At 35.0% G+C, this 13,299-nt stretch carries 11 protein-coding genes; 3 read left to right on the top strand and 8 right to left on the bottom strand.

The genetic code is table 11. The features are described 5' to 3' along the window. Positions 1–127 precede the first annotated feature (127 nt). Both AB1280_RS19780 and AB1280_RS19775 read right to left on the bottom strand, forming a co-directional pair. Positions 128–775 (bottom strand): response regulator transcription factor, encoded by a 648-nt coding sequence (locus AB1280_RS19780; protein ID WP_272189065.1) that lies wholly within the window; start codon positions 773–775, stop codon positions 128–130. Positions 776–789: 14 nt separating this feature from the next. Next, the gene (locus AB1280_RS19775; RefSeq protein WP_272189064.1) at positions 790–960 is read right to left on the bottom strand and encodes a hypothetical protein; all 171 of its coding nucleotides are present in this window, start codon (positions 958–960) and stop codon (positions 790–792) included. A gap of 799 nt (positions 961–1,759) precedes the next feature. On the opposite strand from AB1280_RS19775, the gene AB1280_RS19770 reads away from it, so the two are divergent. From AB1280_RS19770 to AB1280_RS19760, 3 genes are all read left to right on the top strand, one after another. Then, positions 1,760–2,674: a helix-turn-helix domain-containing protein gene (locus AB1280_RS19770; RefSeq protein WP_429756750.1), complete on the top strand. Its 915-nt coding sequence runs from the start codon at positions 1,760–1,762 to the stop codon at positions 2,672–2,674. Between the two features lie 348 nt (positions 2,675–3,022). Further along, the gene (locus AB1280_RS19765) at positions 3,023–3,115 is read left to right on the top strand and encodes a hypothetical protein (RefSeq protein ID WP_429756749.1); all 93 of its coding nucleotides are present in this window, start codon (positions 3,023–3,025) and stop codon (positions 3,113–3,115) included. 137 nt (positions 3,116–3,252) lie between these two features. Beyond that, entirely contained in the window at positions 3,253–3,591 is a 339-nt protein-coding gene (locus AB1280_RS19760) for a transposase (RefSeq protein ID WP_429756748.1), read from the top strand. On the opposite strand, the gene ltaE is transcribed toward AB1280_RS19760, so the two are convergent. The 6 genes from ltaE to AB1280_RS19730 are packed head-to-tail and all read right to left on the bottom strand — an operon-like array spanning position 3,584 to position 13,292. Next, positions 3,584–4,645, bottom strand: coding sequence for a low-specificity L-threonine aldolase (gene ltaE / locus AB1280_RS19755; RefSeq protein ID WP_272189062.1), 1,062 nt, complete (start codon positions 4,643–4,645; stop codon positions 3,584–3,586). The genes AB1280_RS19760 and ltaE overlap by 8 nt on opposite strands. Then, positions 4,629–5,873 carry an ATP-grasp domain-containing protein gene (locus AB1280_RS19750; protein ID WP_429756747.1) on the bottom strand — a complete coding sequence of 415 codons (1,245 nt, stop codon included), beginning with the start codon at positions 5,871–5,873 and terminating at the stop codon, positions 4,629–4,631. Before AB1280_RS19750 ends, ltaE begins: the two co-directional genes overlap by 17 nt. Next, complete coding sequence (locus AB1280_RS19745; RefSeq protein ID WP_272189060.1) at positions 5,851–6,906, bottom strand: PLP-dependent cysteine synthase family protein; 1,056 nt, start codon at positions 6,904–6,906, stop codon at positions 5,851–5,853. The genes AB1280_RS19750 and AB1280_RS19745 overlap by 23 nt, the downstream gene beginning before the upstream one ends. Next, a complete protein-coding gene (locus AB1280_RS19740) occupies positions 6,887–7,840 on the bottom strand; it encodes a kinase (RefSeq protein WP_429756746.1) in 954 nt (317 codons plus the stop codon). Before AB1280_RS19740 ends, AB1280_RS19745 begins: the two co-directional genes overlap by 20 nt. Beyond that, entirely contained in the window at positions 7,840–9,339 is a 1,500-nt protein-coding gene (locus AB1280_RS19735) for an argininosuccinate lyase (protein WP_429756745.1), read from the bottom strand. Before AB1280_RS19735 ends, AB1280_RS19740 begins: the two co-directional genes overlap by 1 nt. Beyond that, complete coding sequence (locus tag AB1280_RS19730; RefSeq protein WP_429756744.1) at positions 9,324–13,292, bottom strand: non-ribosomal peptide synthetase; 3,969 nt, start codon at positions 13,290–13,292, stop codon at positions 9,324–9,326. Before AB1280_RS19730 ends, AB1280_RS19735 begins: the two co-directional genes overlap by 16 nt. Positions 13,293–13,299: the final 7 nt, after the last annotated feature.

Genomic DNA, 13,299 nt, shown 5'->3' with positions numbered 1-13,299 from the left:
AAAAACACAACTAAGACAGGATAATTAGTTTCTTTTTCTACCATAAAAATCTGTAATAAATAATAAAGAGATGTATGGAAAGGTTTTCATACATCTCTTTATTTAAGATATTCTTCTATTGTATTAATCAGACATTATATTCATATTGCTGTCCTCTTAATAAAATGGCTCTAGTAACTTTCACCGCTAGTCCTACCCGAGACTTCACTTCCAACTTCCGCATGCAAGCAGCTATATGATACTCAACTGTCCTTTTACTTAAATATAAGGTGTCAGCAATTTGTTGATTTGTCTTGTCATTAATTAATTCTCTCATAACACGAAGTTCCGTCTTAGTTAACAAATCAGACAGATCCTCTTTTTGGAAACTTAATTTATTTAGCAATACACTTTTTCTTTCCCACGAAAACAACAATCTAAATTCATCAGAAATATAGAACTCATTTTTTTCAATGGCGGTTAGAGCTTCTACTATTTCATGAGAATCCCCCTTCTTCACAATAGCTTCGACTCCCTCAATCATTGAGAATAAGTGCCTCTCTTTGCTACTTATAAGAACTATTAAATGAGGAGCTTTAATTACCATTCCCTTCAAAATATTGTAATTAGCGATATCTGCAATTACAATATCAAACGTACTCAAAAATGAAGGATCCTTCAACATATATTTATTATTAAGAATATGAGTCTGAAACCGCCCGCTGGCCGCTATCTCCGAATAGATTGAGGTACCTTTTACATTTTGAACAGCAACTAAAATCTTTTTTCTCTTCATATTTCTATACATCCTTAGTGATGCCCGCCAATTATGTCATCCGAGAAGAAGATAGGCTGTTCTACGTTAATTTTAGAATTTTCTACTTTAGCTCCAGTACTTCCTTCTGAATTATCTACCACTGGCATTACACTTAACAGAACACTTAAAATAGCACCTAGAAAAATCGACTTTTTATTATTCATATTTTTCCCTCCATATCCTTTTATTGCCTTTATTATAGTTGGATATTTTGGTAATATATATATGTATTTGCGCAATATTGAGACACAATTACATCCAAATTATTCACAGAATCTCGAAAAAAATGAGCGTAGCCGGTTTTATATCAAGCTTAAAATCCTTAATTTTATTGCACTTAAAAAGTGAAAAAAGAACCCATTTCTAATAAGGTTAAAAGTACCACCAAATAACCACAGAAGGGATTCTTATAGTGGCTACTTTACTGCAATTAACACTTAACTTCAATCGTCAAATTTAAAAACTTCAGCTTGAATAAGCCGCAACAGTATACCTTGATTAACTAGAAAAACAGTTATTTTAGTCCAAGGGTGAAGTCTGTCTAAAACAACAACTAAAATGACATAATATTCAGTTTATCAGATTTATAAATGCTAATTTTTACAAAAAAACACGAAATATCATTTTTAGAAAATTGATTCATTTCGGGGGACTATGAATATTTCAGGTTATATAAAGTTCATGCATTTTAATCGATGAACGAATTTATGTACGAGACAACTAGAAAACTTATAATATTGCGTCTCATACTTTCTATTTAGCTAAAAATCCCCAAAAGGAATTTCCAGCTAAATGGTGATACCAATTTTCAAATTCGCTCAAAAAACATCAGAATCTACGGAAAAATCTACCCTGTATTATATAAATGTAAATCCCTTTACTAAAAATACAATTAAATTTTTTTAATACGATCAACAATCCAATACTTAGCTAGAAGCAATATTTATAACAGGAGGTTAGTTAATGAGTAATATAGGTAATAAAATCCAATATTTCCGAAAAAAAAGCGGTTATTCTCGGCAACAGCTTTCAGAAAACATTTGTGACACTTCTACGCTATATCGCATTGAAAAAGGACTGCAGTCTCCAAGATTAGATATTCTACAAAATATTTGTATAAAACTTAATATACCTATTGATTACATCATGTCCCACGAGGATGAGAGTATAGTTGAATATATCAACAAAATAAAAATGTTATGTCGCGAGAATCTATATTACCAAGATTTCATCTCTATCCAGTATCTCATTGAGGAATGCGAAGCATTCCTCAGCAATCAACAAGGCATGAAAAATAGCAAACTAGCGAAACTTACCCACTGGCTAAAAGGGATTATATTCCATAAAGTTGAACATGATCTTATAAAAGCAGAAAAAACTTTCCGGAACCTCCTTCCAAATAATAGGATTCTCACAGAAATTGATATCAATATAGCAAATTCACTTTCCCTTATACTTATAGAGCAAAAGAAGTCGATACAAGCTATTCCCGTTCTCACAAATGCGATAAATGCTTTTGAAAACCTACCATTTGTAGAGGATAAGTCCCTATTTCCAAGGGTCGGGTATAACCTAGCCCATGTATACTACTTAAACGATCAAGAAGATTTATCCCTTGATATTGCATACCGTTTACAATACTACCTTATTTCTAATCATCTTTCTTACTCGGCTGGGGAAATTAACCATATGCTTGGAATATTACATAAAAAGAAGAACGATCTAGTTAGTGCTAAAAAGTATTTAGAAAACGCTTTATCAATATTCTTTCTTGAATCTAAAAACCAATTTATCACGCAGACCGAGCGTACACTTATGCAAGTAAATGATCAATTACAAAGAAGTAAAGACGAAACAACAAGCTCAGGTGAAATATAAGAAGAACTAGTTACATACAGACATAAAATTACATACCAAAAAAGGGGCTGTCCCATAAGTCGGTTTCACCGACTTATGGGTGGCCCTTTTTTGCGCACAAAAAAAATCGCCTTATCCTGTATAATTGTAAGTGACCAAACCAACAAAAATAGGAGGCGATTTTCTATGAGTACCATTCAGCTACTTTCATTATAACATGGGTCAATTAATTCTACGAATGGACTATAGCGAATTAATTCCAGAAGATCATGTGGTGAGAGTCATCCATGATATGGTGGAACAAGTCAGTGACGAGTTATTCTTCTCTCGTTATCAAAGGGGGGGCATAGTTCATATCACCCAAAAACGATGACAAAGGTAATCCTCTACGCATATACGCAAAAAATCTATTCTTGTCGTGATATTGCCAGATTATCGCGAGAACACCTACTGATGATGTGACTATCTAGGCAACAGACGCCTGATTTTCGTACAATCAATCGTTTTCGTTCCGAACGAAAGATATGATTGAACCACTTTTCACAGAATTAATCCAACTCTTATTAAAACAAAACTACATATCTATGGATGATTACTTTTTGGATGGTACAAAAATTGAAGCGAATGCCAATAAGTATTCTTTTGTACGGAAAAAGGTGACAGACAGTTATGAAGAATTAAAAGCGAAAGCAAAACAAAGCCTTTGGTCTGACGAAGGATCACAAATCTACGCCAAGCGAAAAACGGAGGTAGAAAGCGCGGTCAGTCATATCAAGGGCAATTGGTCGTTCCGTCAATTCTCGTTAAGGAGATTGACGAGAGTAACAACCGAGTTCAGGCTGGTTGCCATAGCCCACAACTTCCTCAAACAGGCGGAAAAGAACCGCTCGTTTGAGGAAGAAAGTCTAAAAAACAACAAAACAATTATAACTATTTAATTACAGGGCTGTTGTTCAACAACTTCTCTATTATTTCAATCGTATATTCAATATCTTTTTCTGTAATATGTCGATGAACAACAGCTCTTATCCGACCATAACCCATTTCAGATAAGATGATACCTCTTTCCTCAGTTTCCTTTAAAAATTTTATCCAATTATAATTTGGATCTGTTACACGAAACATCACAATATTTGTTTGTACCTCTGATGCATCAAGCTCAATTCCGGTAATATTCGCCAATCCGGTCGCCAACTTCTTCGCTCTTCTATGATCATCTTGCAAACGCAAGGTCATTGTTTGTAAAGCTACAATAGCTGGTGCTGCAATAATTCCTACTTGACGCATCCCTCCCCCTAACATTTTTCTAATCCGTCTTACCTTCTCAATATATTTATGTTTCCCAACTACTATTGAACCGATTGGTGCTGATAGTCCTTTGGATAAACAAAATTGAAGGGAGTCTGCATATTGCGCGATCTCTTTAACTTCTATACCTAAATGAACTGCTGCATTAAATACTCGTGCACCATCCATATGAACTGGGATATTTCGCTTCATAGCAAACTCTTTAATCTCTTTTAAGTATGAGAGTGGTAGTACTTTCCCGCCACAACGATTATGAGTATTCTCTAGGCATATTAATGCTGGCAACGCAAACTGTGGATCTGTTTCATCGTTAGGGAAGGCAGCCTCTAAATCAGTCAATAGAAAGCGACCATCTGGTTGTGTCTTAATTGGCTGGTACATAACACCCCCACAAATTGCAGCCCCACCTGCCTCATAAATATAAATGTCAGATTCATCCCCAACCAAAACCGCAGTCCCCCTTGGGCAATGAGCTAAAATAGAAGCAAGATTAGCCATTGTACCACTTGGCATGAAACACGCAGCTTCCATTCCTAGCATATTAGCAGCTGATTCCTCTAATTGATTAACTGTCTTGTCTTGTCCATATACATCATCACCTAGCTCAACATTTTGAATTGATTTTAGCATTTCTTCAGTAGGTAATGTTACTGTGTCACTCAAGTAATTAATCACACTCTCCACACCCCTCAACTTCTATCTTTAAGGTATCCATACATTTATCTAAGAGGAAATTTAGTTCATCTACATTTGGTGATATCCCGATTATATGCCCTATTCTTCCATAAGCATTTTGAACTTTTTGTACGGATTCTCCCAAAATCGCACGAAATTTCACCTCTTCAATTCCTAAAGTATTCTCTATTTCCTCTATACCAACAATACTTTTTATTATCCCATCTCTAGGTGGGATAATAAAACGTATCCCTGCGTATAAGAAAGGATTCTGATGTACTTCCGGCGCTATCCCTGTTACAACTTTTAATTGTTCTTTTAGCAAATCTACTCCAGTCGCATACCGAATCAATTCTGGTATCATTCCTCCAGCAAGTCTGCCATTAAACTCTACTAAAAATATTTTCTCTTCCCTTACCTTAATTTCTAGATGACAAGGGCCATTTTGCCAGTTTATCTTTTCTATAATTGCAGCTACGCCTCTTTCAATAACTAACCGTATATCATCAGAAACTTGCGCTGGAAATGTGTGCCCACCTTCTATAAAATACGGTTCATACCCCACAATCTTCTGAGTAACTCCAACAATATGAAACTTACCATTGTGAGCAAAAACTTCCACGCTATATTCTTGCCCAGGTACATACTCTTCCACTAGTACATTTTGTATGTTTTTTTGAGATCGAACATTATACATATTATTCAAAATTTTTTCAGTTTGATTTCTTACTTCTTCATATGAATAACACTTCAATACATTATTAGAACCACTATCATCGACAGGTTTAACAATACATGGAAATCTGATATTATCTTTTATCTCCTCTAACCTTTCAGGCGATCCAATAGTATAAAACCACAGTGGATAAATATTGCACATATCTTTTAGTAGAAGACGCATTTCTGCCTTATTTCTGCATTTTTTCACAGTATCTATAGGGTTCCCTACAAGGCCTAGTTCTTTAGCTAGGACCGCTACCGTTTCAATGTAAAATTCACTTGTTGTTGTGATACCTTTTATTTCATCTGCTTCGAATCGCGACCGAATTATTGCTCTAATACAATCTAGATTATTCGTATCGCATTCTAAGATTATACATTGAGTTTCTTCTAACCCTATATACCGCTTTGGATTACTTGTAAAAAGTACAGGTGTAAATCCTAGCTCTCTTGCTTTTATCAAAGCTAACATTCCTGTTCCAGTAGTATTTGACTCAATAAATAGTAGTTTCTTCATTTATACACTTTCCTTTGTCAAAATGAAAATAAGTCCAATGGTCGACATCTTGTATACTCCCTATTTCTATCGGATTTATATTTAATTTCCCTCTATTTAGTTTATGATGTATATAAAAACTATCATCATAGATCGTATTAGCATAACGATCTCCTCTATCAGGAAAAATACAAGCAATTACCTTATCTTCCTCAACTTGTGTACTTAACCATCTGGCAACAGCATATACACTACCTGAGCTATTTCCTGCAATAATTTTCTCATGGCGTGCTAATTCCAGTGTCCAATTAAAAGCCTCTTCATCATTTAGCCAGTGTACTTCGTCAATAACTGAGTAATCAACATTTGGCGGCTTTAAACTATTACCCAATCCACTTTGAAGACGATATGGTCTGTCCTTTTGAAAAAACACTGCACTTCCTACTGCATCAACGGCCAAAACTTTCAAATCAGGATTAGTAGACTTGAGTGCTTGGGCAGTGCCACATAACGAGCCTCCACTCCCTACTGCTCCAACTAAATAATCAACCTTTCCTAAATCCTCTGTTATACCCTTAGCGAGATGATCATACGATAAAGGATTTTGAATATTTTCATACTGTTTTGGCCAATATGCTGTCGGATACTTTACAAGTAATTCCTTTAAATATCGTAATCTTGCCATTTGCCAACCACCTGTGTCTGCCATCTTCTCTACAATATGGACATGCGCTCCTAAGGCTTTAAGTTTCTTGTAAGTTAAATCATCAATTCGAGGATCTGTGACAATATGAACATCATGCCCTAAATACGTTCCAACCATTGCAAGCCCCATTGCAAGGGTACCAGAGGAGCTCTCTACAATAGGAGCGCCCTCTTTTAATAAACCTGTACGTTTTGCTTCTAAAATCATTTGTTTTGCCACACGATCCTTCATACCGTATGGATTTTGCATTTCTAATTTTGCATAAACCGCCCCGTTTCTTTTCTCACCGTTGGCACGAAGTTTTACCAAAGGCGTTAGGCCAATTAAATCAATAATAGTATCTTTCATTTCTCTCTCCTCCTTCTTGTAAGCAAGATGATGATACAGTATGAAATATCTCTGTTGGATAACCTAATTCTCTTATTTTCAACAGACCGGAGGAAATTTTTTGTGAGTAAAAAGGATCTGTTTTTGAAATTAAAATCCCTATATATGTTCCACTATGCGCTATTACAACCCCTAGTCCCCCAATCGCTTCGCAAATAGAATGCATCTTTTCAAATGTCCTTTTCGCATGAAGTTTTTGATTTAATTCGGCACTTCTGGTAGCCACTTCTCCCAATAAAGTTAAGTCTTGATTTCTTACAGATAACACCATCTGTTCTAGTAACATTTGATACTCTTGTTTTTCTTCTAAATTAAATGGCTTGGGAAGATCATTAAAAGCAACTGTATCAACTTGTCCCCCTTCATCCAATGCAATAACAGTTAACGGTGGGCAATCAGCGATTGATTCTCGAATTTTAACTTCTTTATGATAAAAAGATACTATCCCTGGGTACATTACTCCATCGGATGGTTCAATCTCGCGCAATAACATCTCTAAGATGGAAGAAGGGATATTAATTTTAAAACATGATTCAATAGCCCTTGAAACCGCAACCATATCTGCTGTAGAACTAGCAAGCCCTTTCCCTTTACTAAGTTCACTGTATATCTTGATAGACCCTCCGGCTGGTAAGCTATAAAACTGTAAAATTCGTTTTGCTATCTCTAAAGATTTTGTTTGGTTTGGTGGGTAAATGCTAAGATCCTTTGCTTCGGGTATAGAAATAAATTCACACCGCGAGTACCGATTAATAGGAAGTGTTACCAAAAAATTTCTATCCTCTGGCAAAACACCTTGTAACAATTCTCCGAAGGTTCCACAAGCCTTCCCACTCCCTTTTTTAATGACGCTAGTTTGTTCCTTTTCTAACAATAATTGATTCGATTGTCTCATTATATAATCTCCTCACAAATAGATCCCCAGTTCTCAAGCTTATCAATTCTATTTTCAACTTTATCCATAAAGGTACATAGTTCCTTACGTAAACGCTCTTCTTCTACACATTGGCTTTTTAATATTTCTTCTACAGCATTTGGATTAGTAGAACCCTGTGTATTTTTTAAACCCAATGCTTTCTCAACATCAAATATATTTCTTAATTCCCTCAACGAAACCATATTAGAATATCCGTATTCAGAGCAAATTTCATTCAACAGTTCAACGGAAGCGTCTGCAGGAAGAATGTTAGTTTCTAAAGATTTTGTAATAAATCGTCCCGCTACAACTTGAGCTTTTCGATATGGAATATCACTCTTTTCTGTTAATATATTAGCTAGCGTAAAACCACCATAATACTCTAAGGCGCAACAGTGTTTCATATTTTCTTCTTTAAAAGAGATGTTCTCAAAAACTAAAATTAGTAAATCTAATAAACTGTCGGTTTCTTTAAATAGTGTAGATAAATTTCGACTTGCTTCCTTTGATACTTCTACCAAGTTACTGTATGGCGTATTTCGTTGGCCTATTAAAAAATCTATATGGTAGGAAATTAGATGACTCGTCTTTCCCCTAAGCCTCTCAATAACAGGAAAATTTCTCTTCTGAGGCATGGATGAAGAAATACCAGTTAACTCATCTGGTAGATCTATAAACTGGTACTCACTACTTCCCCAATGCATAATATCCGTTAGGAATCGGCTCATATTGTTAGCAAAAAATGAAATGCATCCTGCAATTTCTAATACCCACTCTCTAGATGCTACACCACTCAACGCATGACCAATATAAGATTGAAACCCCAAATCATTAGCCATTTGAATACAGTCCCATTCATACTCTTGACCGGACATTGCCCCTGATCCTAAAGGGCATTGGTTATTTATGGTATCTAATACGTCAATCATCTTATTAATTGTTCTTAATAAATGACGACTAATCGCAGTTAAGTAAAATCCTACACTTATGATTTGTGCGGATTGATAATGAGTATAGCCTGGCATAACCGTATGAATATGCTTTTTTGCTTTTTTTATCAAAAGTTGAGCAAATGAATCCATTTTCTTAGTAAGATGAATCCAATTCTCACGTGCATACATTAATTGTGCACAAGCTTGAAAATCATTACGACTTCGATCAATATGCCACTTTGTAATAGATTTATCTAGATGATGCTCTATTACTCTTTCTATACTTAACGCGATATCTGTCATATTATTACTTGAAATTTTAAGTATAGAATCCCTATCAACTCGTTCAATAGATTTCCATATTTTACAAACCTCTTCTTCAGATAAAACATCCATTTGTTTATAAGCCTTTAATAAAACCCTTTCAATATTTAAGTAGTGAGGTAAATAATTTTCTAACTCGTACTCAAATTGAGGAAACAAAATATTCTCTATATATGCCTCATGGGGTGATTTTTGAATACGCCCCGTTACTTGTGTCTGCATATTCCCTCTCTCCCTTCTAAAACATTTGTAATTATCTCGCTTATATACTCAACTTGTGGGGATAGCATCAAATTATTATGCTTCCCTTTAATAGGATAAACATATACTTTCCCCTTAGTCCTATTTTTCCAGCATTCAATATCTACTAATTCATGAGAATAACGAGAATCTATTTCTTTACAATTTAGCAAAACTAAATTTGATTGAATTGGTTCACCAAATTCATATTGATCACTTGCCATGTTGTTTGCTGCCATTACTTTTATAATTTGCTTTGCATCTTCTAACTCTGCACTTCTCGGAATTACTCCTTTCTCTTTGGCTGCCCCCAACACAATTTGATACTTTTCAATCTCACTTTTGTTATAGAGCTCATTAGCTTGAATGCCTAAACTATATGCCCACACTACTAATGGCTCTTCACGATCCAGTCTTTTCATAGACTGATCAAATGGATGTGCATCTATTAAACCAATAAATGAAATATTTTCTCCTCTTTCCTCTAGCAACCTCGCTATTTCTACAGCCAATGTTCCACCCATAGACCATCCTGCCAAACGATACGGCCCTTTAGACTGAATTTTCAGTATCTCTTCCGTGTACAACTTCGCCATGGAAAAGATACTTGTTAAAGGTTCCTTATTTGTTTCATACCCTTGTGATTGTATTCCAAATATATTTATATTCTTGGTAATACCTTTTGCTAATGGGACATAGCATAATGCGCCACCGCCACCTGGGTGAATAAGGAATAGTGGCGGTTCTGAAGAAGTGGTCTGCTTTAGTGGAAGCGTAAGAACTGTTCCTCCAGAATAACCACCCTTTTTTATATATTCAGACAATTCTTTTATTGTCTTATATTCGAATAGACAAGACAGCGGTATATGAAGATTTAATTTCTTACGAATCAATCCCATAACTTCAATAGCCTTTATACTGTGGCCACCAAGATCAAAAAAATCCTCATTTATTCCTACAGAAGTCAGGTTCAATGCCTCTCCCCAAATATCTGCTAGTTGCCGTTCCAATAAATTCTTAGCAAATATTTTTTCCTTATTAGTTAAATCGTTTCTTTCAAAAGGTAGCTTTTGCTGATCAACCTTCCCGTTTAACGTAATAGGAACTTTATCAATCCAAGATATTACTTTTGGGATCATATAATGAGGTAAAGTATTTTCAAGTCTCTCCTTTACATTATTCGCAGAAATATCCGCTCCCTCTGCACGTATGATAAATGCAAATATCTTCTTGTCTCCTTTTATTTCTTTCGTTATCACAACTGCATTTTCAATCTCTGTTTGCTTTAATAACTCGTTCTTGATTTCATCCAGTTCAATTCGAAAACCTCTTACCTTAACTTGAGAATCTTTCCTTGTAAGAAAAACAAATTGACCATTTGCTAATTGTTTAACTAAATCCCCAGTTCTATAATACAAATTACTAATCCCATTACTATTAATTGAAATAAAATTCGATTGATTTAACCTTTTGTTATTGAAATATCCCGGTGCTACACCTTTTCCCCCAATAAAAAGTTCACCTACTCCGCCTCTAGGAACATGCTGTAAATCTTCATTAAGAACAAGCAAATGATATCCAGGTAGGGCCGAACCAATAGGGGCAGAATTTTGATTGCAATTAGGTTCGCTTATCCAATATGTAGAGGCCACTGTAGCTTCCGTTGGGCCATATAGATTTACAAATGAAACTTTTTCACCCATCTTTTCATGAAATAGGCGAACCAACTGATTACTAAGCGCTTCTCCTCCCGTAAATACATAACGAAGGTTATTCTTTTCTGTGAATGAAGAAAGATCTATTAACTTCTCTATTAGACTATGGAATAATTGCGCCCTTGTAACAGACTCATTAATCATTAACTCAGCCAAATACTCAATATCAAATTGTCTATCTGGATGAGTAAGAATTAAAGTACCCCCTCCTAAAAACGTGGAAAATATTTCTGTTACTGATGCATCAAAACTATAGGTAATATTCTGCAAAACTCTCTCATCATCCCCCATAGGAAATACCTGTAGCATACCTTGAATATGATTCAGTAAGGATGCATGTGTAATTCCTATTCCTTTTGGCTTTCCTGTTGATCCAGAGGTATAAATAACATAGGCTAAATGTTCCTTCGGGTGTTGATATGGAACCCATTTGATACATTCTGTACTTCCATCTCTAAGGATTGCATTTAGAGAAAGGAATGATACATCTAATATCCCTGCTAAATCTATGCCATCAGTTATTATCATTTTAGTCCCAGAATCATCTACGATAAGTCTAATTCTTTCCTTAGGCAAAGCCGGATCAATTGGAAGGTAGGCACAACCGCATTTTAAAACACCTATTATTGTAGCGATCTGCTCTGGAGATCTTTTAAGACATATACCAATAACGTCACCAGATTGAACTCCTTGTTTTTGCAACTCATTTGCAACTTGATTAGCTCGTTCATTTAATTCCTTATACGAAAAGGAATATTGTGTACCTTTTATTGCTGTCTTGTTTGCATAATTGGCAGCCTCTTTTTCAAACAAATGATGTACAAATCTACTACAATCTAAATTCACGCTCTCCTCAATGACCAATTCACTTTTCTCTTCCTCCGTCAACATATTTATTGCAGAAATAGATTCATCTGGTGATTTAAGAACTGCCTGAATACATGACACATAGTTTTCAAAAATCCTATCGATTGAAACCTTATCAAAAAGGTCGGTACTATATTCAATCTCTCCTGTCATATTATCGGTTTCACACGAAATGTATAAAACAAAATCAAATTTAGAAGTGCTTGTGTTAATTTTTTCATGTTCTATCAATAACTGTTGAGATAGCTTCTCTTCTTTATTTTCATGTAAGGTGAAAAGCACCTGAAATATTGGATGGTAACTTTTATCACGTTCAGGACTTACTTCCTGTACAATTTTTTCAAATGGCACATCACCATTCTCATGAGCTTGAAGAAAAGATTCAACCGTATCCTGTAATACCATTCGAAAACTTTTATTAGATTGGATAACTGTTCTAATCGGCAAGGTATTAACAAAAAAACCTATTAATTCTTGTATCTGTTTATCCTTTCTATTAGTAATAGGCGTGCCTACTACAATATCTTTCTGTCCAGAATATCTGTATAACAATATATTAAATACCGATAAAAAGAATGCGTAATATGTTGTATTATTGGTTCGACAAAACTCTTGAATATCATTAGATAAATTTTTCGGAAACGCGAATTTGTAATTATCCCCTTGATAAGAAGGTTCCTTCGGCCGAGCTCTATCTATTGGAAGATCTAAAACTAAGGGAGCGTGTTGTAAGTAATTTCGCCAAAAATTCAAACCCTCTTCTAGATTTAAACCCTCAAAACTCTTCTTTTGCCAAACTGCATAATCTGCATACTGTAAAGGAAGCTCTTCCCAATCAAAATTTAACTCTTTATCGAAGTACGGATAAATCTTCAATATTTCTTTTTCCAATATATTTATAGACCAGGCATCAAATATACTATGATGTACGTTAACTAAAAGATAATGATATTCTTCGCCCAATTGAATAAGTTTAAATTTTATTAGAGGTCCCTTTACTAGATCGAATGTCTCTTTTGAAAACTCCTTCAGATATGACTCTAAAGGTTGTACCTGTTCAATCCCCTCTCTTTTAATCATTTCCAAATTAAAGTCAGGAACACTTACCGAAATTTTTTGTAATATCTCCCCATCATTTTCATAAAAGGTTGTACGTAATACTTCATGACGATTAATAATTTTTTGAAGTGTTTGCTCTAGTGCTTTTTTATTGAGTGCCCCCTTTATCTTAAAGATAAAGGGGATTGCATAAGTGGCACTGTTTGAAAACATTTGCTCAAAAAACCACATTCGGGTTTGTCCATAGGAAGCCGGAAGCATATATACTTCATTTTCAACTGGCAATTTACTCATCTCATTC

This window comes from Bacillus sp. S10(2024), from assembly GCF_050473865.1.
GTDB lineage: Bacteria > Bacillota > Bacilli > Bacillales > Bacillaceae_G > Bacillus_A.
This window is presented reverse-complemented; position numbering and strand designations above follow the sequence as displayed.